We start from the raw sequence: 26047 nt of genomic DNA, 5'->3' as shown, positions 1-26047 counted from the left end.
TCCGGGACGGCGAGGGATCGTCGTCGGCCCGCTGAAACCGCGGGCCTGCGACGGCCGTGCTCGTCACTCGCGCTTGTCCCCTCGCCCGGCAGGGTTAGATTGCGGTGATGGAAAAGACCGGACCGGCATCAGAGGATGCGCTGGACCCTGCGCCGATGCTGCAGGTCCGCGCCATCACGGGCCTCGCCCAGATCCCCGCTGCGCAATGGGATGCCTGCGCCACGTCGCCCGAGACCCTGTCGGCGGGCGACGAGACCCACAATCCGTTCGTCTCCCATGCCTTCCTGTCGGCACTGGAAGATTCCGGCTGCGTCTCGCGCAAGACCGGCTGGCTGCCGCTCCATGTGGCGGTGGAGCGTGAGGGGGAACTCGTCGGGGTCGCACCGTGCTATCTGAAATCCCACAGCCAGGGCGAGTACGTGTTCGACCATGGCTGGGCCGATGCCTATGAACGGGCCGGTGGCGCCTATTATCCCAAGCTCCAGGTCAGCGTACCGTTCACACCCGTCACCGGCCCGCGCTTCCTGATCGCCCCGGGTCAGGACGTGGACGAGGCCGCCTCCGCCCTCATCGCCGGATTGCGCGCCCTCCGGGCGGAGACCAAGGCCTCCTCGATCCATGTCACCTTCATGCGCGAGCGCGAGTGGGAGCAGGCCGGGGAGGTCGGGATGCTCCAGCGGGTCGACCAGCAGTTTCACTGGTCCAACGAGGGCTATGCCGGGTTCGAGGATTTCCTCGGTGCCCTGGCCTCGCGCAAGCGCAAGGCGATCCGGCGCGAGCGGCGCGACGCCCTGAGCCAGGGCATCACCATCGAGCACGTCACCGGGGCCGACCTGACCCCGGCGCATTGGGATGCGTTCTACGAGTTCTACTCGGATACCGGCGCGCGGAAATGGGGCCGGCCCTATCTCAACCGCACGTTCTTCGGCCTGCTCGGCGAGCGCATGCCGGAGCGCGTCCTGCTGGTGATGGCCAAGCGCGAGGGACGCTACATCGCCGGTGCGATCAACCTCATCGGCGACGTCGCGCTCTATGGCCGGAACTGGGGCTGCAACGAGGACCACCCGTTCCTGCATTTCGAGGTCTGCTACTATCAGGCCATCGATTTCGCGATCCGGCGCTGCCTCAAGCGCGTCGAGGCCGGCGCGCAGGGAGAGCACAAGCTCGCCCGCGGCTACGCCCCGGTGCTGATGCATTCGGCGCACGACATCGCCGATCCCGCCCTGCGCCGGGCCATCGCCGACTATCTCCGCCGCGAGCGCGAGCATGTCGTCGAGGCGGCCTCGGTGCTCGGCGAGATGACCCCTTTCCGCCGGGACGGCACGAATCCCGCTCCCGAGCCGTCCGATCACGAGGAGACCCGATGAGCCCGATCGACCGTATCCGATCCTTCGCCGACGACCTCACGGCGATCCGCCGGGACATCCACGCCCATCCCGAGATCGGCTTCGAGGAGGTGCGGACCTCGAACCTCGTGGCCGAGCAGCTGCAGCGCTACGGCATCGAGGTCCATCGCGGGCTCGGCGGAACCGGCGTCGTCGGCGTTCTGCAGGGGCGCTCGGCCGCTGGCCGCCGCATCGGGTTGCGGGCGGAGATGGACGCCCTGCCGATCGAGGAGGAGACCAACCTCCCCCATCGCTCCACCATTCCGGGCAAGATGCACGCCTGTGGCCATGACGGTCACACCACCATGCTGCTCGGCGCGGCCCGCTACCTCGCCGAGACGCGCGATTTCGACGGCACCGCCCTGTTCGTGTTCCAGCCGGCGGAGGAAGGGCTCGGCGGCGCCCGCGCCATGCTGGCCGACGGGTTGTTCGAGCGCTTCCCCTGCGACGAGATCTACGGGCTCCACAACACCCCCAGCGGCCCGCACGGCAAGCTCAAGATCCGCCCCGGGCCGATGATGGCGGCGGCGGACTTCTTCGATATCCGCATCACCGGGCGCGGCGCCCACGCGGCGGAACCGCATCGCGGTCTCGATTCCATCGTGGCGGCCTCTGCCCTGGTCCAGGCGCTGCAATCCATCGTCTCGCGCAATGCCGACCCGCTGAAGAGCGCGGTGCTCTCGGTGACCCAGATCCATGCGGGCGCGGCCTACAACGTCATTCCCGAGGGCGCCCATCTCGCCGGCACGGTGCGGACCTTCGATGCCGGCGTGCGCGCGCTCGTCTCGCGCCGCATCCGCGAGGTCGCCCAGGGCATCGCCCTCGCCCATGGAGTCGAGATCGCGGTGGAAATCCGCGACACGTTCTCGGTGCTGGAAAACAGCGCCGCCCATGCCGCCGCGGCGGCCGAGATCGCCCGCGAGATCTTCGGAGCCGCGAGCGTCGACGACGACGCAGTGCCGCGCATGGGCAGCGAGGATTTCGCCGACATGCTGATGGTGGTGCCGGGAGCCTATGCCTGGATCGGCGGGACGCCGGGGCCCGGCCTGCACAACGCGGCCTTCGATTTCGACGACAGCATCATTCCCCTGGGCAGCTCCTACCTCGCCCGCCTCGTCGAGAAGCGCACCGCCGCATGACCAGCCTGTTCGATTTCGCCCCCAAGGCCGCCGACGGCACGCCCTATCCCCTCGACCAGCATCGGGGGCAGGTCGTGCTCGTGGTCAACACCGCCTCGAAATGCGGCTTCACCCCTCAATACGAGGGGCTGGAGGCGCTCTGGCGCAAGCACCGCGAGAAGGGGCTTGTGGTGCTCGGCTTCCCCTGCAACCAGTTTGGCGCCCAGGAGCCGGGCGATGCCGGGGAGATCGCGCAGTTCTGCAGCCTAACCTACGATGTCAGTTTCCCCGTCCTCGCCAAGGTGGAGGTGAACGGGGCCGGCACCGACCCGGTCTTCGCCCATCTGAAACAGGAGAAGCCCGGCCTCCTCGGCACCAAGGGCATCAAATGGAACTTCACCAAGTTCCTCGTCGGCCGCGACGGTAAGGTCATCGGCCGCTACCCGCCCACCGCCAAGCCCGCGGATCTCGAAGGCGACATCGCGAAGGCCCTGGCCGGGCACTGAGCCTTAGGCGGCGGAGTCCTTCGCCTGGATCTCGATGAAGACCCGCTTCACCGCCGGGTTGCGCGCCTTCAGCCGGGCATCGAGGCGGCCGACCATCGCCTCGACTTCGCCGGCCTTGAGGTCGTCCTCCATGTCGAGGCTGACATTCACCAGGATGTCGGAGGGGCCGAGATGCTGGGTCAGTACCGCGTTGACGTGGCGGACGCCCGGCTCCGTCCGCACCGTTTCTTCGATCGCCGCCACGGTCTCGGGGGCGGCCGCCTCGCCGACGAGGAGGCCGTGCGTCTCGATCATCAGGAACAGCGCCATCCCAATCAGGATCGCGCCGATGCCGATGGAGGACCAGCCGTCGAGGCTGGGCATCTGCAGCCATTCGGCGAGGATCACGCCGGCCAGCGCGACCGTCAGACCGAGAAGAGCGGCGACATCTTCGATCAGGACCGTGAACAGGGCCGGATCCTTGCTCCGGCGGATCGCGGTGATCGCCTCCCGATCGCCCTTCTCGGCCCAGAACGCCTTGAGGGCGACGGCGCAGGAATAGCCCTCGGCCAGAACCGCGAAGCCGAGGATCGAGAGGTTGACCCAGAAGCCCGGAATGGTGCGGCCGAAGATCACCGCGTCGGCGGAGGCCTCCGGGTAGTGGATCTTGTGGATGCCCTCGTAGACCGCGAAGGCGCCGCCGCCGAGGAAGATGAACAGCGCCACGATGAAGGCGTAGAAATAGACCTCGCGCCCATAGCCGAACGGAAAGCGCGCATCGGCCGGTTTCTTGGCCCGCGACAGGCCGACGAGGAGGAGGATCTGGTTGGCGGTGTCCACCAGCGAATGGACGCCCTCCGCCAGCATGGCCGAGGAACCGGTGAAGAAGGCGCCCACGAACTTCGCCGCCGCGATGGCGAGGTTGGCCCCTGCGGCGGTGTAGATCGCGCCGTTGCTCTCATGCGCCATGCCGGCGAAACTCTCATCGAAGGGACGATCCCCGCGCCGTGGACGCCGGGGGCCAGTCTGTGCAAGGTCCGGCCGGAAAACCGCAGACGCACATCCGCGATGGAGACCGGCCCATGCCCTCAAACGTCGAAGCTGCGCAGTATGATCCCGACAACGTCTTCGCGAAGATCCTGCGGGGCGAGATTCCCGCCCACAAGGTCTACGAGGACGAGCACACCCTCGCCTTCATGGATGTGATGCCCCAGGGGCCGGGCCATACCCTGGTCATCCCCAAGGCCCCGGCGCGCGGACTGCTCGATGCGGATCCCGCATCGCTGGCCGCGACCATTGCTACCGTGCAGCGCGTCGCCCGCGCGGTGAAGACGGCCTTCGCGGCCGACGGCCTGACGGTCTTCCAGTACAACGAGCCCGCCGGCGGACAGACGGTGTTCCACCTCCACATCCACATCGTGCCGCGCTTCGACGGCGTGGCGCTGGGCCGGCATACGGGGGGGATGGCCGACAGCGATCTTCTCGGCATCCACGCGGCGCAGATCCGGGCGGCCCTCGACGCGGCGTGAACGATCAGGCGACGCTGGCAGGCGCCGGCGTCGCGGCGATCAGCCGGCGCAAGGCGGCGTTCTCGGCTTCGAGTTCGGCGATGCGACGGATCAGGGCCAGCATCGCGGCCGGATCGGCCTGGGGCGGCGGAACGGGAGTGGCGGCTGTGGTCTCGTCCGCGAAGGCGACGCCGATGCCGTCGACGCGGCGCCAGCGCAGATTCGCCTTATAGGTCCGCTCCTTCTGGGGGATGAAGAGGTCGAACATCTCCGGAAGGGTCGCGGTCTCCGTCAGCGCGAGGCGTGCACCGGTCGCGGACATGTCGCGGACCAGGCAATCCATGCTCGACGCGCCGTTGTTGAAGATGATGCGGCCCTTGAGGAACGTCCTCTGCCGCGCTTCCTTGCGATTGTCCGACATGACGGCCGGTCTCCGGCTCCGCTTGGTGCGACCGGCGGGACCCTCGCATGGGGCCCCTTAAGGAATGATCGCCGCGGTGAGGGCGCGCCCGCTCAGTTGAAGCGCCGGTCCATGGTCTCGAACAGGTAGAAGCCGTTGAAGCGCACCGCCGTGGTCGCGGCCCGCTCGTCGAAATCGGCCGGCGCCTCGGCTTCGTCGCTCAGCCGTCCGCTGAACGCCCAGTTCCGTGCGCTCAGAAAGCTCGGAACGGCACGGCACTCCGGTACCGCGCAGCACAGGCCGCTGACGGACTTCAGGCAGAACACGTTGTAGCTTTGCATCGGTCGGTCTCCGACTGGCCACCCCGACTCAGCCGATAGTGCCATAATCGGACCGGACTATGTCGATCAGTTTTCGGGGACGTTGCGGGCGAGCTCGTCGAGCCAGATCCGGGCATTGCCGTCGGAGGGTGCGCGCCAGTCGCCGCGCGGAGAGAGCGAGCCCCCGGCCGCGACTTTCGGGCCGTTGGGCATGGCCGAGCGCTTGAACTGGCTGAAGCCGAAGAAGCGCTGCAGGAACACGCCGAGCCAGGCGCGGATCTCCGGCAGCCCATAGGCCTGACGCTTGCCCTCGGGAAAGTCCGGTGGCCATGCGCCACGCTCCGCATCCCCCCAGGCATGGAGGGAGAGGAAGGCGATCTTCGACGGTTTGAAGCCGTAGCGCAGGGTGTAGAACAGGTTGAAATCCTGCAGCGCGTAGGGGCCGATCTTGGCCTCCGTGCTCTGGGGCGAGCCGCCCTCCTCCGTGGGTACGAGTTCGGGCGAGATCTCGGTGGCGAGGATCGCCTGCAGGGTGACGTTGGCGCCCTCGCCGATCTGGCCACTAGCGATGACCCAGCGGATCAGGTGCTGGATCAGCGTCTTGGGCACCCCGGAATTCACCCCGTAATGGCTCATCTGGTCGCCGACGCCGTAGGTGCACCAGCCGAGCGCCAGTTCCGACAGGTCGCCCGTGCCGATGACGATGCCGCCGTTCTGGTTTGCGAGCCGGAACAGGTAATCCGTCCGCAGCCCCGCCTGCACGTTCTCGAAGGTAACGTCGTAGACCGGCTCCCCCTGCCCGAACGGGTGGCCCATATCGGCGAGCATCTGCCGCGCCGCCGGCCGGATATCGATCTCCCCCGCCGTGGTGCCGAGGGCTGCCATCAGCGCGTGGGCATTGGCCTTGGTGGCGTCCGAGGTGGCGAAGCCCGGCAGGGTGTAGGCGAGGATGTTCGTCCGTGGGAGGCCGAGCCTGTCGAAGGCCTTGGCCACGACGATGAGGGCATGAGTCGAATCGAGGCCGCCCGAAATACCGATGACTGCTTTCTTCGTGCCGGTGGCGGCGAGCCGCTGGGCGAGGCCCGCCACCTGAATGTTGTAGGCCTCGTAGCAATCCTGGGCGAGGCGGCCGATATCGGCCGGTACGAAGGGGAAGCGCTCCACCCGGCGCCTCAGGCCGAGATCGCCCGAGGGCGGATCGAGCCGGAGGCGGATCGTGCGGTAGGACAGCCCACGCCCGCGTGCATTGTCGTCGAAGCTTCCGGTCTGGAGCCGTTCCTGGGCCAGGAGATCGAGGTCGATATCGGCCAGCGTCGCCACCGGACCGGCGGCGAAGCGCTCGCCCTCGGCGAGGCGGATGCCGACCTCGTCGATGCTGGTCTGGCCGTCCCAGGACAGGTCGGTGGTGGATTCGCCGAGGCCCGCCGCCGCGTAGACATAGGCGCAGGAGCAGCGCATCGAGGCCGACCGGGTGAGCATGGCCCGTGATTCCGCGCGCCCCACGGTGATCGGGCTACCCGACAGGTTGGCGAGCACGGTGGCGCCGGCCAGGGCCGCATCCGTGCCGGGGGAGGCGGGCACCCAGAGGTCCTCGCAGACCTCGATGCCGAGGGTGAAGCCGGGCAGGTCCTCGGCCGAAAAGAGCAGGTCCGGTCCGAAGGGGACGACAGTGCCGCTGAGGGTGATCGACTCGCCGAGGAGACCGGCGCCGGAGGCGAAATGGCGCTTCTCGTAGAATTCCCGGTAATTCGGCAGGTAGCTCTTGGGCACCACGCCGAGCACCCGGCCCCGGTGGATGGCGACCGCGCAATTGTAGATCCGTTGGCGCCAGCGCAGAGGCGCGCCGACCACGAGAATGGGGGTCAGCTCGGTCGAGGCCGCGACGATGCGGGTGATCGCCGTCTCCACCGCGTCGAGCAGGGTCGCCTGAAGCAGCAGGTCCTCGATGGAATAGGCCGAGACGCAGAGTTCCGGGAACACGGCGAGGACCGCTCCCGCTCGATGGCATTCCTCGGCGAGCGACAGAATTCCATCGGCATTGCTCTCCGGGTCGGCCGGATGGCTACGCCCGGCACAGGCCGCCACACGGGCGAAACCGTGACGATAGAGGGACTTGAAGGCGGTTCTTCGTGTCGTTTCGGCCAAGGGGCAGGGGGCCTCTAGCGAGTGTGACGCACTATCTGCATGGCGCGGGGACGGACCGGCAGGGTCGCCGAGGGAAACCCGTGTGATCCGAAGCGCTTCATTGGGTTCCCTAACCTAACCGGTTACGCGCCGGGGCTCCAGGGGGAGGCGGCGTCGCGTTCCCTCGGCAATCCGACACTTCGCGGGATACGGGCAAGCGTCTGTTAACGACGTTGGCCCTAGCTTGGGGAAGAACCGCTCCTGTCGAGGACGCGGACCGGTACCCTACGAGTCAATTCAGAGCATCATGCGCGCATCGGGACGGCCTCCCTATTCTCATCGTGATCCCTCTCGGCCCGGACGCGGTGGTGACCGCCCCGGCCTGACCTTGGGCGCCCTCGCGCACAGGCTGATCAGCCTGCGCGCAAGCCTGACCCGGCGCCTCGCCGGACCGCCCCAGCGCCCGAGCCTGGTCTCGCCGCGCCCGGCGCAATCCTGGCTCACGGCCCCCCGGGACATGGTGCACGACGCCCCCGCTCCCCACGCCCAGCCTTGGTTGGAGCAGGGCAAATGGGCCGAGGCGCAGGCCTGGCCGGACCACGTCTTCGACGACCGCGCCACAACCGATCTCGCCCGTTCCTCGGGCATCGCGGCCATGGACTCGACCGGCGAGAGCCGGATCGACCACGGCGCATCGAGCCCGCGCGTGCTGATCCGTTCGCCGCGTCGTCCCGCCTCCATCACCCCGGAGGGCTACGACGCGCCGGCCCATTCCGCGCCCGAGCAGGATGCCCCGGCGGTACGCTACACCCGCACTCCGGATCCGGTGCTGCAGGAGCGTCGCCAGCGGGCGCTCGATGCCGAGCGCCTGGCGCAGGAGGAGCAAGTCCGCGCCGCGCGGCAGGCCGAGGACGAAGCACGGCAGGCCGCCGAACGCGCCGCCCTCGCCGCCGCGGAAGCGGAACGTGCCGCCCAGGAGGCGGCCGAGGCCGCGCTTCTCGCCGCGATCCCCCCTGAGCCGCCGCAGCCCCTGTGGCGCCAGCCCTATACCCCGCCGCCCGGCGTGCGCTTCTTCCGCACGCCCGATCGTCGCCCGCAGGCCGTCCTCGCCGCCATCGTCGATGAGCCCCTTCCGATCCCCGTATCGGTGAGCGAGCCGGTGGCCGCCGCCGAGCCGGCGCCGCTGCCCGTCGACCGCGATTGGACCGAGGTTCCGGATTGGGCCGCCATGCGCGCCTGGTTCGATGGCGAGGATTCGACCGCCGTCGAGACATGGTCGGCGATCCAGGCCGATTCCGACGAGGCTGTGGCTCAGGCCGTGCCGGAAGTTTCTCCCGTGCCGGAGATGTCTCCGGTGCCGGATCTCGCTCCGGTCAGCGCGCAGGAGGACGAGACCTCACCCTTCATGGTCTCGCCGCCCGTGGACATCTCGCTCCTGCGCCCGCTGCCGCCCAGCCCCGTCTACGTCCTCGACCGGCTGATGCGGTTCGACCGCGGCGGCGCGCCCCTGCCCGCCAATGGCCAGGATAACGGCCAAGACTATGGCCAGTCCGCGCCCGTCAGGGACGAGCCGAGCCACGAGGACCGCGTCGCCGAGGTCGCCGAGGCGGCCACCCTGGCTCTCGTCATCGAGCAGACCGGGCCGGCTCCCCAGCGTTCGGTTGCCGTCTCCGCCATGGCCGCCCGCGCGGCGATCCGCCCGGCCCGCATGCCCGCCGCCCCGGTGGCGCAGGCTCCCGTCATGCAAGCTCCGGTGATGCAGCCCCCCGTCGCGGAAGCTCCCGTCATGGACGCCTCCGTCGCGCAAGCCACTCCGATGCAGGCCCCCTCCCCTGCCAGGGCCGCTCCGGTCTTCACGCCGCTGCCGCCGCGCCCGGTCCTGCTGCGCAACCCTAAGGCCGCCGCCCCGGCTCCGGAGCCCGAGCCTCAGGTGGCGGAAGCGCCGGCCGTCCCCGAAGCCGCCGCACCGGTCGAGATGGAGGAAGCCCCGGCTCCCGTCCTCGCCCTGCCGGCCCCGCCGCCTGCCCCGTCCCCGTCCCGCGCAATCTTCCCCGAGCCCCGCGCCACGCTGATCCCGGCCGGCCGGCACACGCCGATGTCGCTGGTGGAGAACGAGGACTACGAGCACCCCTCGCTGGAATTGCTGGCCGAGCCGCCGGTGACCGGCACCGAGGAGGTCGATGCCGACGTGCTGGAGCAGAACGCGCTGAACCTCCAGCAAACGGTGCAGGATTTCGGCGTGCGCGGCGACATCCTCGCCGTGCGCCCCGGCCCTGTCGTGACGCTGTACGAACTGGAGCCGGCCCCCGGCACCAAGTCGAGCCGCGTCATCGGCCTCTCGGACGACATCGCCCGCTCCATGTCGGCTGTCTCGGCCCGCGTGGCGGTGGTGCCCGGCCGTAACGTCATCGGCATCGAACTGCCCAACGAGACCCGCGAGACCGTCTACCTGCGCGAGCTGTTGTCCTCGGCCGATTTCTGCATCAGCAAGCACAAGCTCGCTTTGTGCCTCGGCAAGAATATCGGCGGCGAACCGATCATCGCCGATCTCGCCAAGATGCCCCACCTGCTGGTGGCCGGCACCACCGGCTCGGGCAAGTCGGTGGCGATCAACACCATGATCCTGTCGCTCCTCTACCGGATGAAGCCGGAAGAGTGCCGCCTGATCATGGTCGACCCCAAGATGCTGGAACTCTCCGTCTATGACGGCATCCCGCACCTGCTCTCCCCCGTCGTCACCGACCCGAAGAAGGCGGTCATCGCCCTCAAATGGGCCGTGCGCGAGATGGAGGAGCGCTACAAGAAGATGTCCAAGATCGCGGTCCGCAACATCGACGGCTACAATGCCCGGATGGCGGAAGCGCGGGCCAAGGGCGAGATCATCACCCGCGAGATCCATACCGGCTTCAACCGCGAGACTGGCCAGGCCGTGTTCGAGACGGAGGAGATGGACCTCTCGGCCCTGCCCTACATCGTCATCGTGGTCGACGAGATGGCCGACCTGATGATGGTGGCGGGCAAGGACATCGAAGGCGCGATCCAGCGTCTCGCGCAGATGGCGCGTGCCGCCGGCATCCACCTCATCATGGCGACGCAGCGTCCCTCGGTGGACGTCATCACCGGCACGATCAAGGCGAACTTCCCGACCCGGATCTCCTTCCAGGTCACGTCCAAGATCGACAGCCGGACGATCCTCGGCGAGATGGGCGCCGAGCAGCTGCTGGGCCAGGGCGACATGCTGTTCATGGCGGGTGGTGGCCGCACCACCCGTGTCCACGGCCCGTTCTGCTCGGATTCGGAAGTCGAGAGCGTGGTCGCCCACCTCAAGCGCCAGGGCCGGCCGTCCTATCTCGAAGCCGTCACCGTGGACGAGAACCCGCCCGAGGAGAAGCCGGCCAAAGCCTCCAAGGCCGACAAGGCGGCGGCTGCCGAGGCCGAGGAGATCGATGCGCCGATCTTCGATGCCGGGGCCTATGCGGGCGGCGGGATCGATGCGGGGGCCGACCTCTACGACCAGGCGGTGCAGGTGGTGATGCGGGACCGCAAGGCCTCCACCAGCTACATCCAGCGCCGCCTGCAGATCGGCTACAACCGCGCCGCCTCGATCATGGAGCGGATGGAGGTCGAGGGCATCGTGGGCCAAGCCAACCACGCCGGCAAACGCGAGATCCTGATGGAAACCGCGCCGTCCAGCATGGGGTCGATCTCCATGTCCTCGTCGATGATGGACGATGACGAGTGAGACGTGATCCGCTGGACCGATTCCGTCGAACCGGCTGATCATCGAAGAACGAGATGTACCGCGGGTACCCTCTCCCACACGGGAGAGGGAGCCCCGCGGCGACCGCTCGATCCGAGGCGATCGAGCGGAGAACGGTGTGAGTACCGTCCGTCTCCCTTTTGGGGCGAGGGAGGTCCCGTCCCATATTCGCCACAGGGTCGAGTTCTAAGCCGAACCCCACCCGACTTCGGAGAACGCCCCAGGATGACCGGCCGACGCCACCTTCTCGCCGCCGGCTCGCTCCTCGTGCTGGCGGCCAGCCTCCAACCCGCGCCGGCCACGGCGCAGGTCTCGTCCTTCCTCGACGGCCTGTTCGGCCGCAAGGAGCAGCCCGCGCCGGCCCCCGCTCCCGAGCCGGAAGCGCCCCCGGCCGCTCCCACCGCGCCGAAGAAGCCGGCGGCCCAGGCGCCCAAACCCGCCAAGGACGCCAAGGCGGGGGCGGACAAGGCCGCCTCCGGCGCGAAACCCGCCGCGAAGGCTGCGCCCTCGGACGCGCCCGCCAAGGTCGCCGCCGTCGGCGCCCCCACCGCCGCGTCGTCCATGCTGGATGCCGAGCCCGCCGCCGTGCTCGCCCAGGCCAATGCCTATTTCAACGGAATGACCACGCTCAGCGGCAACTTCGTCCAGATCGCCGCCGATGGGCGCCGCATCGGGGGCAAGCTGACGCTGGCCAAGCCCGGCCGCTTGCGTTTCGACTACGACCAGCCCTCCCCCATGGAGGTGGTGGCCGACGGCACGTCGGTGGCGGTGAAGGACCGCAAGCTGAAGACCCAGGACCTCTACTTCATCTCGCAGACGCCGCTGAAATTCCTGCTGCGCGACAAGATCGACCTCGCCCGCGACCTCACCGTGTCGGACATCGCCAACGATCCGGGCGGCATCCGCATCTCGCTGGAGGACCGGGCGACACTGGGCGGTACCTCGAAGATCCAGCTGTTTTTCGACGCCGAGGTGAAGACGCTCAGCCAGTGGCGGATCACCGATCCGCAAGGCTACCAGACCACGGTCCAGCTCTCGAACCTGCAGAAGGGCAAGGCCATCGACGGCAGCCAGTTCTTCATCAATTACGGGCGCAGCGAGGACAAGGCGATGGAGAAGCAGATCAAGGCGCAGTGATCGCGAGCGCCTCCCTTCTCCCCTCTGCGGGAGGAGGTGGCTCGCGTCAGCGGGTCGGATGAGAGGCGTGAGCCATTCGGAGAGGTCGCGCCCTCTCCCGCCTGCTCCGCAGGCACCCTCCCCCGCTGAGGGGGGGAGGGCTTTCGATCAGGACGCCTGAAGCTCCATTGTTGTTCCGCTCCGCCAACGGTTCAGCTCGGCATCGATCGCGTCCTGCGTGCCCCGCATGAACTCTCCGCCCGAGAGGCCCGGCTTCAGGGTTTCCAAGTAGCTCACCACCACTGTCCCGGGGATGTGGCGCGAGCCGCCATGCGGCCAGTACAGGCCCGAATTCACCGCCACCGGCAGGACGGGCAGACCGAGCTTGGCATAGAGCAGCTCGACCCCGCGCTTGAACTGCACCGGCGCGTCGATGGTGCTCCGGGTGCCTTCCGGGAACATCAGGATGGAGCGGCCTTCCGCGATGGCGAGGCGGCTCTCGTCGATCATCGTGCGCAGGGCCTGGGTGCCGTTGGCCCTGTCGATGATGATCATCGGCGAGCGGCGCAGGAACCAGCCGACGATGGGAATCGCCACGAGTTCGCGCTTGGCCACGATGGCGACGTTCGGGATCAGGATGAGAAAGGCCAGGGTCTCCCAGGCCGATTGGTGGTTGGCCACGATCAGGCACGGCTCGGAGGGGATGCGCGCGCGCCCCTCCTCCACATAGGTCAGGCCGACGATGTGACGCAGGCCGAACAGGATGCCGCGCGACCACAGCCGCGTCGCCGCACGGATCGGCCGTGTCGGGCAACCGAGGATCGCGAGCACCACGAGGGGCAGCGCGAAACAAGCGGTCCAGGCGGCCCAGTAAATATTGAAAAGCGCAGAGCGGGTGCGCGACACGACGGGCGATCCTTCCAGTATCTGCGACGGCGCATCCCTCTCGACGATGGAACGCGGCAATTGTGCGGCGACGGGCGGGCCGATCCGGTCTATCGAAGCGGCCGGTCCCGATCCTTATGACATATGTGAGCTAGACCCGTTGCGCCTCTCCGTCACCACCTGGAACATCAATTCGGTGCGGCTGCGCATCGATCTCGTCCTTCGGTTTCTCGCCGAGGTGAAGCCCGACGTGCTCTGCCTGCAGGAGACGAAGTGCCCGGACGATGCCTTTCCCCTCAAGGCCTTGCGCGGCTCGGGCTACGAGAACGTCGTGTTCGCCGGCCAGAAGGGCTATAACGGCGTCGCCATCCTATCGCGCTTTCCCCTGCTCACCCGCGACGTCATGGCCTTCTGCGGGAAGCCGGATGCCCGCCACATCTCGGCCGTGCTCGGGCCGGAGGCTGGCGCTGCCGCCGGCTTCGTGATTCATGACTTCTACGTTCCGGCCGGCGGCGACATTCCGGATGCCGGCCTCAACCCGAAATTCGCCCACAAGCTCGATTTCCTCCGCGACCTGCGTGAATGGGGCGAGCGGCGCATGGCCGGCCCGGCGATCCTGGTGGGCGACCTCAACGTGGCGCCGCTCGAGCACGACGTCTGGTCGCACAAGCAGCTTCTCTCCGTCGTCAGCCACACGCCGGTAGAAACGGAAGCGCTGGAGCTCCTGCGTGGTGAGGCCGGCTGGATCGATACCGCCCGCGTCCTGACGCCTGAGCCGGAGAAGATCTACACGTGGTGGAGCTACCGCTCGCCCGACTGGTCCGCCGCCAACAAGGGGCGTCGCCTCGACCATGTCTGGGTCTCGCCGGATCTCGACGGCACCGCCCGCGCGGTGGACGTCTTCCGCGAGGCGCGCGGCTGGGAGCGTCCCTCCGACCATGTCCCGGTCACGCTGACGCTGGAGCTTTGACGGGCCGTCGCATCCCATCTGTGCGGCCGGCCAAGGAACGCAACGCCGGGCCGATCATTGCTCTCCAGACAGGCGGCTCCGGATGGAGCCGTATCTTCTTCCCTTTCCGGAGTATCGCGCATGCGCAAGCTGATCCTCGCCTTCCTTCTCCCCAAAGTCGTCTCCTACCTCCGTCGCCGCTATTCCGGTCGCTCGGGTCGCCCGACGGCCTGAAGGTAGCTCCCCGCCCGTCCTCGAGTGTCGGAGGACGGGCGGTACGCATCGCTCTCGTCGCGTTGCGGCTGGCCCCGCCCGCTGTTAAGCTTCCCTTTGCATCAAGAGTCGCGGCGACGCCCGACGCCAACCTGCTGATCCGAGCAAGGTGGAGCCCTCATCGACTGGAGGGGATGTGGCCGAACCGGCAACGAAACGGGTTTCGCCACGCGTCGCTTCGGCTTTCCTGCGGGACCGACGGAAGGCGAAGCGACGATGAAGACCGAACCCCAGCAATTCGCCAGCGACAATTACGCCGGCATCTGCCCCGAGGCCTGGGCCGCCACCGAAGCGGCCAATGGCGGTTCGGTGCCCGCCTATGGCGAGGATGCCTGGACGAAGCGGGCATCGGACGCGTTCCGCGATCTGTTCGACAAGCCGGATGCGGAGGTGTTCTTCGCCTTCAACGGTACCGCCGCGAACTCCCTGGCGCTGGCCTCCCTGTGCCAATCCTACCATAGCGTCATCTGCTCGGCCTCGGCCCATGTGGAGACCGACGAGTGCGGCGCGCCGGAGTTCTTTTCCAACGGCTCGAAACTGCTGGTGGCGGCGAGCGCCGACGGCAAGCTTACCCCCGCCCTCATCCGCGGGCTCGCCTCCGGCCGCTCGGACATCCACTTCCCCAAGCCCCGGGTCGTGACGATCACACAGCCAACCGAGACGGGGCAGGTGTATTCGCTCGACGAGATTCGGGCGATCTCCGCTGCCTGCCGTGAGCTTGGTCTGCGCCTCCATATGGACGGCGCACGCTTCGCCAATGCTTGCGCCAGCCTCGGCTGCGAGCCCGCGGAGATGACCTGGAGGGCCGGCGTCGATCTGCTCTGCTTCGGTGGCACCAAGAACGGAATGGCGGCAGGCGAGGCGATCCTGTTCTTCGATCCTGCCCTCGCCGAGGATTTCGGCTATCGCTGCAAGCAGGCGGGTCAACTCGCCTCGAAGATGCGCTTCCTCACCGCCCCCTGGGTCGGAATGCTGGAAGGCGGCGCCTGGCTCCGCAACGCGGCCCATGCCAATGCCTGCGCGCAACGCCTCGCCGCTTCGGTGGCGGAATGCCCCGGCTTCACCGCCATGTTCCCGGTGGAGGCCAATGCGGTGTTCCTGAAGGCCTCCCCCGAGCGGCTGGAGGCTTTGCGGGAGAGGGGGTGGCGTTTCTACACGTTTATCGGCGGAGGCGCCCGGTTCATGTTCGCCTGGGATTCCGATCCGGATCGGATCGACGCCTTGGTTCGGGACATCCGCGGCGTGAGCGAGGCGCTGACGGCCTGATTCGTCAAGCGCTTCCATCGAGCTACCCGATGAAGCAGTTGGAAAGTCTCAGTCGGGCTTTTTTGGCGTAGGCATCGTCGTCGAGAATTCCTTGACTGCAGCCTCGGTCTGTAGCGCCACCAGATTCTTCATATCCACCGGAACGACGGACCAGACGACGGCGGCGATGAATAAAGCTGCTGCGATCGTGTACGAAAACGTTTCAAGCACACCCAGCCATCCGAGTAATAGGGGGACGAGGCTGAGAATCAGGGAGACGAATGCTGAATTGAACAAGTAATAGCTTGCGCCGAATGTTAGTGCCGCGAAGGCTATTGGCTTCAGGATTTTTACCGCGATTCTATCCATTGTGTTTCCGGCGACATGGTAAATTGTTAGGCGACAGGGGATCGCCGACTAGCCCCAACCATATGAATGTTCTGGTGGTCCATGACAACGATTGAATTAAGCGCCGACTGTAACGCTGCGATGAAAGAGATGTCGGCAGATCGGCCGACACTGTGCTGAATCAAGGCGTTGGCGCGGGTGCCGGGCCGGCATAACAGTTTGGGGAATTCTGTTCCCCGGCCCGGCAACGGCCCGCCGGGGTGCCGCGGGGGGTGGCACGCGACCCGGATTCGTGTATGTGTCTCGGTGCCTCGACCCGGAAACGGGCACGGGGCCAAACCTGCTTGTGAACGCGACCGTGCTGGACGACATCCCGGCACAGGCCCCGTCCCAGGCTGAGGCGGTCCCTCCCGAGGAGGACCGTCTCGACCCGAAAACCCGTATCGAAAGGGAATGCGATGTCGATTTCTGCCGAGCGCAAGACTGCGCTCATCAAGGAATACGCGACCGGCGGCAAGGACACCGGTTCTCCGGAGGTCCAGGTGGCGATCCTCACCGAGCGGATCACCAACCTCACCGGCCACTTCAAGACCCACGGCAAGGACAACCATTCCCGCCGCGGCCTCCTGAAGATGGTCTCGCAGCGCCGCTCGCTGCTCGACTATGTCAAGCGCAAGGACGAGGCTCGCTACCGCAGCCTCATCGAGCGTCTCGGCATCCGCCGCTAAGGCGATTTTCGCGGTCCCGAGCCTGGCTCAGGGCCGCGTTTCATTGACGTCCCGCGCTGCCGGAATGGGTCTGGCCGCGCGACCATCGGGCCGCTTCGAGGCGCACTCGTCGGGGACAGGATCGCCAGGAGTTCTTCGCCGGTCCGGCGCGGAACTCCTTGCCGTCTTGCCCCTGGCGGCGCCGGGCACGCCCGACCGCAGGAAGGCATGACATATGTTCGACGTACAACGTGAAGAGCTGATCTGGGGCGACCGCAAGCTCGTCCTCGAGACGGGCAAGGTCGCCCGCCAGGCCGACGGCGCCGTGATGGCGACGTATGGCGAGACCTCGGTGCTGGCCACCGTCGTGTCGGGCAAGGAGCCCAAGGCCGGAATCGACTTCCTGCCGCTCACCGTGAACTACCAGGAGCGCGCCTACGCCGCCGGCCGCATCCCCGGCGGATACTTCAAGCGCGAAGGCCGTCCCTCCGAGAAGGAGACCCTGGTCTCCCGCCTCATCGACCGCCCGATCCGTCCGCTCTTCGTCGAAGGCTGGCGCAACGACACCCAGGTCGTCGTCACCGTCCTGACCCACGACCTCGAGAACGATCCCGACATCCTCGCCATGGTGGCGGCCTCCGCAGCCCTCACCCTGTCGGGCGTGCCCTTCACCGGCCCGATCGGCGCGGCCCGCGTCGGCTACGTGAACGGCCAGTACATCCTGAACCCGCCGGTTCCCGAGCTCGAGAACTCGACCCTGGATCTCGTCGTCGCCGGCACGCAGGACGCCGTGCTGATGGTGGAATCCGAGGCCAAGGAGCTCGATGAAGAGACCATGCTCGGCGCCGTGATGTTCGGCCACAAGCATTTCCAGCCGGTCATCGACGCAATCATCCGCCTCGCCGAGAAGGCCGCCAAGGAGCCCCGCAACTTCTCCGCGCCCGAGAACGGCGACGTGGAGAAGGCCGTGCTCGACGTCTGCGAAGCGGAACTCCGCGACGCCTACAAGAACACCGTGAAGCAGGAGCGCTACGCCGCCGTCGACGCCGTCAAGGCGAAGGTGATGGCCGCGCTCTGCCCCGCCGAGGGCGAGGCCAAGTTCCCGGCCGAGAAGGTCAAGGCCGCGTTCAAGGAAGCGCAGTCCAAGGTCGTACGCTGGAACATCCTCGACACGGGCTCGCGCATCGACGGACGCGACGTCCGCACCGTGCGCCCGATCGTGTCGCAGGTCGGCGTGCTGCCGCGCGCCCACGGTTCGTCGCTCTTCACCCGCGGCGAGACCCAGGCCCTCGTGGTCGCCACCCTCGGCACCGGCGAGGACGAGCAGTTCATCGACGCGCTGGAAGGCACCTACAAGGAGACCTTCCTGCTGCACTACAACTTCCCTCCCTACTCGGTGGGTGAGACCGGCCGTATGGGCTCCCCGGGCCGTCGCGAGATCGGCCACGGCAAGCTCGCCTGGCGCGCCGTGCACCCCGTCCTGCCGCCGGCCCACGAGTTCCCGTACACGATCCGCGTCGTGTCCGAGATCACCGAGTCCAACGGCTCCTCCTCGATGGCTTCCGTCTGCGGCGCCTCGCTGTCGCTGATGGATGCCGGCGTGCCCCTGCGCCGTCCGGTGGCCGGCATCGCCATGGGCCTCATCCTCGAGGGTGAGCGCTACGCCGTGCTGTCCGACATCCTCGGCGACGAGGATCACCTCGGCGACATGGACTTCAAGGTGGCGGGCACGGAAGCCGGCATCACCTCGCTGCAGATGGACATCAAGATCGCCGGCATCACCGAGGAGATCATGAAGGTCGCCCTGCATCAGGCGCAGGAAGGCCGCGTCCACATCCTCGGCGAGATGGCCAAGGCCCTCACCGATGCCCGTCCCGAGCTCGGCGAATACGCGCCCCGCATCGAGACCATGCAGATCCCCACCGACAAGATTCGGGAAGTGATCGGCACCGGTGGCAAGGTGATCCGCGAGATCGTCGAGAAGACCGGCGCCAAGATCAACATCGACGACACCGGCACGGTGAAGATCGCCTCCAGCGACGGCAAGGCCATCAAGGCCGCCTATAACTGGATCCGGTCGATCGTGGCGGAAGCCGAAGTCGGCATGATCTACGACGGCACCGTCGTGAAGTGCATGGAGTTCGGCGCCTTCGTGAACTTCTTCGGCGCCAAGGACGGCCTCGTCCACATCTCGGAACTCGCTGCCCAGCGGGTCGCCAAGGTGACGGACGTCGTGAAGGACGGCCAGAAGGTCAAGGTGAAGTTCCTCGGCGCGGACGATCGCGGCAAGATCCGCCTCTCCATGAAGGTCGTCGACCAGGAGACCGGCGAGGACCTCACCGAGAAGCTCAAGGCTGAGCGCAACGCCGAGCAGGACCGCGCCCGCGGACCCCGCCAGGACGCGTAAGCCGTCTCAGCCCTGAGGGTTGATCGAGAATGAGAAGCGCGGCTCCGCAAGGGGCCGCGCTTTTCGTTTGGGGCGAGGATGCGTCAACTGCCCGGTCCGATCGTGAGGAACACCCATCCTCCCGCCGCGTTCGCCCCGCGACGCAACACGAGGAGTATGTGCGACCATGGCCGATCCGATGATTCCGAGCATCTTCGAAGGCGAGACCAACCTGTCGACCACCGAGCGGGCCGTGTCCGTCGTTCTGGGTCTCGGCATCGCCGCCGCCGCCGCCCAGCCCCGCCCGAACAAGTGGCTCAGCTTGGCGGCCCTGGTGGTCGGCGCCGGCCTCGCTATCCGGGGTGCCACCGGTCATTGCCCGGCCAAGTCCGCCGGCTACCTCTCCTGATCCGGGACACGAAAAAGGGGCGCTCCGATGGGGCGCCCCTTGTGTCTGTCCGATGAAACGCGAAAGGCGCGGACCCGAGGCCCGCGCCGCGACGGCCCTTCAGAGGGTGGTGGTGCGGCGGCTGGCGATGAAGCCGTAGATGGCGAGCACGACGATGGCGCCGACCACGGCTCCGATGAAGCCCGCGCCCTGGTTCGGACCGTACCAGCCGAGCGCCTGACCGAGGAAGGTGGCGACGAAGGCGCCGACGATGCCGAGGATGGTGGTGAGGATGAACCCTGCAGGCTCCTTGTCGCCCGGCATGATGAACTTGGCGACGACACCGGCCAGGAAGCCGATGATGATGGTCCAGATGATACCCATGAGCTGATCCTCGAAACGCGGTGGCCGGGATTGTCCCGCCCGGACTTGACCGTTTGTGCTCATGCAACGCCGCATCGCGGGATGGGTTGCGCCGCGGGACGGCGATTGTGTCGCATTCTCGACCTTGGCCGCCGCCCTCCCCTTTACGCGGATGCGTGGCGCGCGGCACAACGCTTGCCCCGACGACGCGCCTGCGCGGCGCCCCATGAAGAGCGATCCATGACCACCATCACCCGTTTCGAATCCGGCGCCCGCATGAGCCAGGCCGTCACCTATGGCGAGATGGTCTACCTCGCGGGCCAAGTGGCGGGGACGACGGTGGGGGCCGGCGTGACCGCGCAGACGCAGGAAGTGCTCTCCGAGATCGACCGGCTGCTGGCGCTCGCCGGCAGCGACAAGACCCGGCTCATCTCCGCCACGATCTATCTGGCCGACATGGCGACCTTCGCCGAGATGAACGCGGCCTGGGATGCCTGGGTCTCGAAGGAGAACCCGCCCACCCGCGCCACCGTGGAAGCCAAGCTCGCGGGGCCGGAATACCTCGTGGAGATCGTCGTCGTCGCGGCCAAGCTCCCCGCCTGATCCCGACCCGGTCCCGAGACAAGAGAGCCCGCCGATGCGTCGTATCGTGTTCGCCGTCCTGATGATCGCGCTGGCGCTCAGCCTTCTCGGGTCCCTGTTCCTCGCCTTCGCCCTCCTCAATTCGGCGGGGGCGAAGGCGCAGGAGCGCGTGGTCAACATCTACAACTGGTCGGATTACATCGATCCGAAATCCCTGGAGGCCTTCACCAAGGAGACCGGGATCAAGGTCGTCTATGACACCTACGACAACAACGAGATCCTGGAGACGAAGCTGCTCGCCGGCCAGTCCGGCTACGATCTCGTGGTGCCCACCGGCCCGTTCCTGCAGCGGCTCATCAAGGCCGGCGTGTTCCGGCCCCTCGACAAGGCCAAGATCCCGAACCTGAAACACGCCTGGCCCGAGATCGCGCAGCGCCTCGCGGTCTACGACCCCGGCAACACCTACGCCGTCGATTACATGTGGGGAACCACCGGCATCGGTGTGAATCTCGGCCCCGTGCGCGAGCGCCTCGGCCCGAACCAGGCGCTCAACACCTGGACCCTGGTGCTCAACCCCACCCTGATGGCCAAGCTCAAGGATTGCGGGGTGATGATGCTCGACAGCCCCGAGGACCTGATCCCCAGCATGCTGCCGGCCTATGGCCTCAAGCCCGACACCAAGCGCTGGGACGACATCTCCCAGGTCACCGATGCCCTGTTCAAGGTGCGCGGCTCGGTGCGGAAATTCCACTCCTCGGAATACATCAACGGCCTCGCCAACGGCGACCTCTGTCTCGCGGTCGGCTATTCCGGCGACGTGATGCAGGCCAAGAAACGCGCCGAGGAATCGAAGAACGGCGTCGAGATCGCCTATTTCATCCCGAAGGAAGGCGCGCTGATGTGGTTCGACGCCCTCGCCATCCCCAAGGACGCGCCCCACCCCGAGGAGGCCCACATCTTCATCGACTACATGATGCGCCCCGAGGTGGCGGCGGCCAACACCAACTTCGTCTCCTACGCCAGCGGCAACCTCGCCGCGAAACCGCTGGTGAAGCCGGAGATCCTCACCAACCCCGGCATCTACCCGGACGACGCGACGATGCAGCGGCTCTTCACCAACCAAGCCTGGGATGACCGGACGCAGCGGTTCGTGACGCGGAATTGGACGCGGGTGCGGACGGGGCGGTGACACGCCTTTATTGATAAATAGGCCGTCTACTCAACGAACAACAGGTGTTAGGAATCGGCCGTACAATTGAGGAACTATATGCCGCTGGGCGGAGGGCATATCTAAATAAACAGGCATCGACTCCGAGAAACACGCTAGACATCCTCCTAAAATCAACGCAAACTTAGGATGCAGGGCTGATCTGTTTCAATCGCTGCGTTGGTCCTGCTCTTAAGGAAGTATAAGATCGTGTCGCTTGCGGCAAACCTGATTGCAATCCCAGCAAGAGCGAGAGCAGCAACCGGTGATCGTTACGATTACCAAACTATGTGGGGGTTAGCCCTTCTTTTTGAGCAGCATAGTGGCACAAAAGACTATGCAATTGTCTTTGAGTTTCACGACGACATTGCGCTTTTGGATAGTTCAACGAATCCCGAGAAAATTAGGTTCTATCAGGTTAAAACAAAACTAACCTACGGGGGTTGGACACTTGCCTCGCTACTAAGTAGACCAAAATAGGGTACAGACAGTACCAAGGAAAAGCCCTCATTCATCGATAAAATGTTTGATAACGTCAATAAATTTGGCGGTGACGTGCTTTCTGTTGATTTTGTTTCCAATCAGCAATGCTCATTACCCGGAATAAGCGGAAAATTCCGCTTTTCAGACCTCGATTCGGAAAATTTTAAGAAAGTTCTTGACTCGCTTCGTGGTCCGTTTCCGAAAGTTACTATAGAGCAAGTGGAAATTCTCGGATTTTTACATACAAATCTTAGTTTAGAAGACGTATCTGCTCATATTCGAGGAAAGTTGCAAGCGTTCATCACAGAAAATCTCGGTAAGGTCCGATTTAGTCCAGAGACTGTATATCGAGCCATAGTCGAAGAATGCCGCCGAAGGGCAAATAGCAGGGCATTACATACGAGCCTCCAAGACGTTCTTAAAGAAAAAGGTATCACCCGGAGAAACGTGCAAGAATGGCTCGATGCAATCGAATGCGATCAGAGAGCTCCGGATTGGTCTCAAATCGCGGGGGACTATGATGTCCCATTTGCACATGCACGTTATATAAGCCGAGAATATAATCTCTATCGAGCGAGTGCCCTTAGTTCCGCGAATGAGGCTGCCCACCGCGTTCGGTTGTCCGTCAGGAGCGTCATTCCTGACGTCGTAAGCAACTCAGAGATTTCGTTGGCCGAGATGGTCGATTATACATACTCAAAGACTGAAATGGTCGCAAAAAAGTATCTTGCGCCATTTAGTTCTTACAAGCTTAAGGCAATAGTTATCTATGAAATATATACAAACTAAAAAACGCGAGCAGTTCAAGCGTCTTGTCAGGAGTATCAGAAAGAAAACGCATGAAAAAATTGAAATTCACAAAATTATATCTGCTCTCAAGGAAAGAGAGAAAGGCGAGGAAGGAAGTAATTGATCCTAATATTACAGTCATTTTTGGTGAAAACGATACTGGAAAATCCCACTTTGTAAAATCGATGTACACTGCGTTCGGAGCAGAACCGCAGGTTATAAATGAAAAATGGGTTCAAGCCTCTGTCACGATAATGATGGATTTTCTAATAAACGAAAAATCGTACTCAATACTCAAGTTTAACAACCAATACGGCCTTTTTGATGGCGACGGAAAGCTATTGTGGGGGGCGGTTTCAATTGTATCCGATCTTGGTCCGAAAATTGCTCAATTGTTAGATTTTACTATTGAACTCTCGACAAGAGATGACAGACTTATAGTGCCGCCGCCACAGTTCATTTTTCTGCCGTTCTTCCAAGATCAAGACCGAGGGTGGAACGATGGTTGGTCTTCGTTCAAAAATGTTCAAATGATTTCCGGATATAAACGAAGTATCCTAGAGTATCATACTGGCATCCGTCCACGAGAATTCTACATCGCGAAAGCTGCAAAATCGGAAGCACAGCATGCGCAAAATGACTTGCGCGCAGAAAGGCGAGCTTTAGATAAGGCGACTGAACGTCTGCGGGCGGGACGTGCAGGGATAGCGGTTACATTCCAGCCGGAGCTTTTTGCCGATCAGATTAAACAGTTGTTGCGCGATCTCAGCGGCTTACAAGAAAATTACTTTTACATAAAGCAGAAGATTGCCGACCTCCAATCTCGCCGCGCAGTTTTAATTGAAGAGATTGAAATTTCCCGGGCGTCGCTTTACGAGTTAGATAAAGATTATAGATTTGTTCAAGAAAAATTTGATTACAATATTATATGTTCTACATGTAATACAGTGCATGACAATAATTTTGCGAATCGGTTCGGCTTAATTTCTGATGTTGATGCGTGCAGAGACTTGCTGTCGAAAGCTCGTCAGCATTTGGGCGGAGTTGAGTCCGACATAGCACGCCAGTTCCATGAACTACAGTTTCAAGACGAGCGCATCGATCGGATAAAGAACATTTTAGAGGCGACTCACGGGGAAACTAAACTCAATGACATGTTAACTGATGAAAGTGAGCGTATTTTAGATGCCACAATTGACGCGGAGCGTTCGTCCCTAGAGCGCGGAATCGTCGAATGGCTGATGAAAGAAAACGTTGCAGATGGGGAAATGAGCGATCACAGTAACCCAAAGAAAAAGAAGGAAATAATTTCACTCTATTTTGGCAAGCTTGTATTGTTTGCGGAAGAGCTTGGGATAAATTTTTCGAGTTCCGCATTCTCCAGTGTTGCGCCTAAATTGAATGAGACTGGAAGTTATGGTCAGAGAGCATTTCTTGCTTATCAATATGCTCTTCTCCATACAATTCAAGAATTTACTACGTCTGTTCTTTGTCCGATAATTATTGATACAGTTCTAAAAGAAGATCCGGATAAAGAAAATATTGAAAGAATCCTCGCATTTGCTATAAATAATAGACCGAAGAGGATGCAGCTTATATTGGGAACTGTGTCGTTGCATAATGTGAAATACTCCGGTTATACGATTAATCCTACAATAAAAGAGTCCTTTCTTTCCGCGAGCCAGTTCGAAGAGATAGATTTGCACCTTCGGCCGTTTGTTAGGCAGATGTTGAGCTTGGATCAAGGGGAGCTATTTTAGCTTGATTTATTTGCTTGGTTCCGATTTGTTTGTTGGAACATGCCTCGCAATATCTCAATGTGGTGCGTATGAAATTTCTTGATAAAATTCCTATTTCATGCCTATATCCCCACACCTGCCGCCCAGCGAAGGGGGCCTGTCCGGTGACCGACCGGGTGGGCCGAAAGGGGCGGCGGGGCGGTGCCTGCGTCGGTGGTGTCGGTCACCATCGCCCCGGGCGGCGGCTCGATAGTCTGGGGGCTCGGATGGGGGCGCGGTAGGTCGGGAGTTAAATGCCCCGGCACTGACCCCGCTCTGGGCTGCCATGATGAGGTTTGCGGCCCCTCCAATACGAGAGGGCGTGCGGGGCAAAGTCCGTTCGAACAGCCGGGCTGGGATGCAACACGACCACCTCAGGCGCGACGCAACGCGAGGACCGCTGGAGACACCGCGACGCAAAACAGGCCCCGGCGGGAACGCCGGAGCCTGACGGGACGCCGGGGGACCGGCAAACTTATTATAGCGCTCAATGGGTTCCGCGGCGTCCCGCGTCCCCCTTTTGGGGCTTCTTCTGGACCATGCCCCCGGCGCTGTCGCGCGCGGGGGTGAAGGTGTTTGGATCCCCTCGCCCCGCTCGCGGGGAGAGGGACGCGACGACCTCGTCGTCGGCGCGTCGAGGCGGCAGCCGAGGGTGAGGGGGCGATGACGGACGAGTCTCTTTCGGAATCGCCCCCTCACCCCCGCTTCGGCTTCGCCTCTCGCTCATCGCGGACACGACGAGGTGTCCGCGATCCTCTCCCCGCGCGCGGGGAGAGGGGGACGCTCGCCTGCGATCAATCCTTCAGGTCGGCCGGCACCTTTCCGCCGTTCTCTTCGAGCTTCTTGATGACCTGCTTGTGCAGCCAGACGTTCATCGTGGCCGAGTCTTCCTTGTCGCCGGTGTAGTGCAGCTCGTCGGCGAGCGACTTGCGGGCGCTGAGGCTCGAATCGATGTCGAGGAGCTTCATCAGGTCGACGATGGAGGTCCGCCAGTTCAGCTGCTGCGAGTTCTTCGCGGCCATGCCGTTCAGCACGGCTTCCACGTCCACCGGCTCGCCGGGCTTCGGAGCGGCCGCCGATTCCGTGGGGGCGGTAGTGGTGGAGCCGGCCGGGGCGTTTGCCGGTGCGGCATCCGCCGAGGTGCTTCCGCCGCCGAACGGATGGAGGATCTTGCTGACGATGCTGCCGAGAAAGCTCATGGCGTCTGTCCTTGTCGTTGGTCGGCCGTCTCGATGGACGGCCGAGGCCTTGCTCTTCACGAGGTCCTGCCTCTCAACTGAATACAGCCAAGGCCGTTCCGGCCGGACGCCCGGGGCTGGGGAATAAAGCCTCTCCCCTCAAGCTTGGCCGTGGAAGGGCGTCCTTAGATTCGCAAAGCAGGCCGTTCTTTCGCGCAACGGTGTTTGAAGAACGCGGCTCCTGTGGCATGGCCGGGCCACGGCTCGCCG

Annotated in this window: 24 protein-coding genes and 1 riboswitch; of the genes, 16 read left to right on the top strand and 8 right to left on the bottom strand. The window is 64.5% G+C overall.

Going from position 1 to position 26047, the window contains the following annotated elements; genetic code table 11:
* Window positions 1-107 precede the first annotated feature (107 nt).
* From ACYQML_RS14540 to ACYQML_RS14530, 3 genes are read left to right on the top strand one after another with little or no spacing between them, the layout of a single operon-like run.
* Complete coding sequence (locus tag ACYQML_RS14540; RefSeq protein WP_461233184.1) at window positions 108-1367, top strand: GNAT family N-acetyltransferase; 1260 nt, start codon at window positions 108-110, stop codon at window positions 1365-1367.
* A complete protein-coding gene (locus ACYQML_RS14535) occupies window positions 1364-2524 on the top strand; it encodes a M20 aminoacylase family protein (protein ID WP_461233183.1) in 1161 nt (386 codons plus the stop codon). The genes ACYQML_RS14540 and ACYQML_RS14535 overlap by 4 nt, the downstream gene beginning before the upstream one ends.
* Complete coding sequence (locus ACYQML_RS14530; protein ID WP_461233182.1) at window positions 2521-3009, top strand: glutathione peroxidase; 489 nt, start codon at window positions 2521-2523, stop codon at window positions 3007-3009. Before ACYQML_RS14535 ends, ACYQML_RS14530 begins: the two co-directional genes overlap by 4 nt.
* A gap of 3 nt (window positions 3010-3012) precedes the next feature.
* On the opposite strand, the gene ACYQML_RS14525 is transcribed toward ACYQML_RS14530, so the two are convergent.
* Window positions 3013-3957 (bottom strand): cation diffusion facilitator family transporter, encoded by a 945-nt coding sequence (locus tag ACYQML_RS14525; RefSeq protein WP_461233181.1) that lies wholly within the window; start codon window positions 3955-3957, stop codon window positions 3013-3015.
* 113 nt (window positions 3958-4070) lie between these two features.
* Here ACYQML_RS14525 and ACYQML_RS14520 point away from each other — a divergent pair, with 113 nt between their 5' ends.
* A complete protein-coding gene (locus tag ACYQML_RS14520) occupies window positions 4071-4517 on the top strand; it encodes an HIT family protein (protein WP_056427585.1) in 447 nt (148 codons plus the stop codon).
* A 4-nt stretch (window positions 4518-4521) separates the two neighbouring features.
* Here ACYQML_RS14520 and ACYQML_RS14515 read toward each other — a convergent pair whose 3' ends face one another.
* The 3 genes from ACYQML_RS14515 to ACYQML_RS14505 all read right to left on the bottom strand — a co-directional run bounded on the left by ACYQML_RS14515 (window position 4522) and on the right by ACYQML_RS14505 (window position 7361).
* Window positions 4522-4917 carry a PilZ domain-containing protein gene (locus ACYQML_RS14515; protein ID WP_461233180.1) on the bottom strand — a complete coding sequence of 132 codons (396 nt, stop codon included), beginning with the start codon at window positions 4915-4917 and terminating at the stop codon, window positions 4522-4524.
* Window positions 4918-5009: 92 nt separating this feature from the next.
* Window positions 5010-5237 (bottom strand): hypothetical protein, encoded by a 228-nt coding sequence (locus ACYQML_RS14510; RefSeq protein ID WP_207413444.1) that lies wholly within the window; start codon window positions 5235-5237, stop codon window positions 5010-5012.
* A gap of 66 nt (window positions 5238-5303) precedes the next feature.
* The gene (locus ACYQML_RS14505) at window positions 5304-7361 is read right to left on the bottom strand and encodes an NAD(+) synthase (protein ID WP_461233179.1); all 2058 of its coding nucleotides are present in this window, start codon (window positions 7359-7361) and stop codon (window positions 5304-5306) included.
* Between the two features lie 286 nt (window positions 7362-7647).
* On the opposite strand from ACYQML_RS14505, the gene ACYQML_RS14500 reads away from it, so the two are divergent.
* Together ACYQML_RS14500 and ACYQML_RS14495 are read left to right on the top strand one after the other, a co-directional pair.
* Window positions 7648-11082, top strand: coding sequence for a DNA translocase FtsK (locus ACYQML_RS14500; protein WP_461233178.1), 3435 nt, complete (start codon window positions 7648-7650; stop codon window positions 11080-11082).
* A gap of 243 nt (window positions 11083-11325) precedes the next feature.
* A complete protein-coding gene (locus ACYQML_RS14495) occupies window positions 11326-12237 on the top strand; it encodes a LolA family protein (protein ID WP_461233177.1) in 912 nt (303 codons plus the stop codon).
* A 147-nt stretch (window positions 12238-12384) separates the two neighbouring features.
* Here the strand turns inward: ACYQML_RS14495 and ACYQML_RS14490 are convergent, their stop codons facing one another.
* Entirely contained in the window at window positions 12385-13122 is a 738-nt protein-coding gene (locus ACYQML_RS14490; protein ID WP_056427735.1) for a lysophospholipid acyltransferase family protein, read from the bottom strand.
* Between the two features lie 139 nt (window positions 13123-13261).
* Here ACYQML_RS14490 and ACYQML_RS14485 point away from each other — a divergent pair, with 139 nt between their 5' ends.
* Both ACYQML_RS14485 and ACYQML_RS14480 read left to right on the top strand, forming a co-directional pair.
* The gene (locus ACYQML_RS14485) at window positions 13262-14071 is read left to right on the top strand and encodes an exodeoxyribonuclease III (protein ID WP_461233176.1); all 810 of its coding nucleotides are present in this window, start codon (window positions 13262-13264) and stop codon (window positions 14069-14071) included.
* 306 nt (window positions 14072-14377) lie between these two features.
* Window positions 14378-14489, top strand: a riboswitch (SAM-I-IV-variant riboswitch).
* A 50-nt stretch (window positions 14490-14539) separates the two neighbouring features.
* Entirely contained in the window at window positions 14540-15589 is a 1050-nt protein-coding gene (locus ACYQML_RS14480) for a threonine aldolase family protein (protein ID WP_461233175.1), read from the top strand.
* A 48-nt stretch (window positions 15590-15637) separates the two neighbouring features.
* Here ACYQML_RS14480 and ACYQML_RS14475 read toward each other — a convergent pair whose 3' ends face one another.
* The gene (locus ACYQML_RS14475) at window positions 15638-15937 is read right to left on the bottom strand and encodes a hypothetical protein (protein ID WP_207414199.1); all 300 of its coding nucleotides are present in this window, start codon (window positions 15935-15937) and stop codon (window positions 15638-15640) included.
* A 437-nt stretch (window positions 15938-16374) separates the two neighbouring features.
* On the opposite strand from ACYQML_RS14475, the gene rpsO reads away from it, so the two are divergent.
* The 3 genes from rpsO (at window position 16375) to ACYQML_RS14460 (ending at window position 19418) form a co-directional block, all read left to right on the top strand.
* Complete coding sequence (rpsO, locus tag ACYQML_RS14470; protein WP_018044126.1) at window positions 16375-16644, top strand: 30S ribosomal protein S15; 270 nt, start codon at window positions 16375-16377, stop codon at window positions 16642-16644.
* Between the two features lie 214 nt (window positions 16645-16858).
* A complete protein-coding gene (gene pnp / locus ACYQML_RS14465) occupies window positions 16859-19030 on the top strand; it encodes a polyribonucleotide nucleotidyltransferase (protein WP_018044127.1) in 2172 nt (723 codons plus the stop codon).
* Window positions 19031-19196: 166 nt separating this feature from the next.
* Window positions 19197-19418 carry a YgaP family membrane protein gene (locus tag ACYQML_RS14460; protein WP_207414197.1) on the top strand — a complete coding sequence of 74 codons (222 nt, stop codon included), beginning with the start codon at window positions 19197-19199 and terminating at the stop codon, window positions 19416-19418.
* Window positions 19419-19517: 99 nt separating this feature from the next.
* On the opposite strand, the gene ACYQML_RS14455 is transcribed toward ACYQML_RS14460, so the two are convergent.
* Entirely contained in the window at window positions 19518-19781 is a 264-nt protein-coding gene (locus ACYQML_RS14455) for a GlsB/YeaQ/YmgE family stress response membrane protein (RefSeq protein ID WP_018044131.1), read from the bottom strand.
* Between the two features lie 219 nt (window positions 19782-20000).
* Here ACYQML_RS14455 and ACYQML_RS14450 point away from each other — a divergent pair, with 219 nt between their 5' ends.
* The 5 genes from ACYQML_RS14450 to ACYQML_RS14430 all read left to right on the top strand — a co-directional run bounded on the left by ACYQML_RS14450 (window position 20001) and on the right by ACYQML_RS14430 (window position 24581).
* Window positions 20001-20363, top strand: a complete 363-nt coding sequence (locus ACYQML_RS14450; protein ID WP_207414194.1) for a RidA family protein — start codon at window positions 20001-20003, stop codon at window positions 20361-20363.
* A gap of 34 nt (window positions 20364-20397) precedes the next feature.
* Window positions 20398-21531, top strand: a complete 1134-nt coding sequence (locus tag ACYQML_RS14445) for a polyamine ABC transporter substrate-binding protein (RefSeq protein WP_461233174.1) — start codon at window positions 20398-20400, stop codon at window positions 21529-21531.
* A 228-nt stretch (window positions 21532-21759) separates the two neighbouring features.
* Window positions 21760-22029 carry a dsDNA nuclease domain-containing protein gene (locus ACYQML_RS14440; protein ID WP_461233173.1) on the top strand — a complete coding sequence of 90 codons (270 nt, stop codon included), beginning with the start codon at window positions 21760-21762 and terminating at the stop codon, window positions 22027-22029.
* A 42-nt stretch (window positions 22030-22071) separates the two neighbouring features.
* The gene (locus tag ACYQML_RS14435) at window positions 22072-22821 is read left to right on the top strand and encodes a hypothetical protein (protein WP_461233172.1); all 750 of its coding nucleotides are present in this window, start codon (window positions 22072-22074) and stop codon (window positions 22819-22821) included.
* Between the two features lie 50 nt (window positions 22822-22871).
* The gene (locus ACYQML_RS14430) at window positions 22872-24581 is read left to right on the top strand and encodes a hypothetical protein (protein ID WP_461233171.1); all 1710 of its coding nucleotides are present in this window, start codon (window positions 22872-22874) and stop codon (window positions 24579-24581) included.
* A gap of 812 nt (window positions 24582-25393) precedes the next feature.
* Here the strand turns inward: ACYQML_RS14430 and ACYQML_RS14425 are convergent.
* Entirely contained in the window at window positions 25394-25798 is a 405-nt protein-coding gene (locus ACYQML_RS14425) for a DUF3597 domain-containing protein (protein WP_461233170.1), read from the bottom strand.
* Between the last annotated feature and the right edge of the window lie 249 nt (window positions 25799-26047).

The organism is Methylobacterium sp. CM6244 (genome assembly GCF_054817885.1).
The sequence above is the reverse complement of the archived record's forward strand: the minus strand, read 5'-3'. Positions and strand labels throughout refer to the sequence as shown.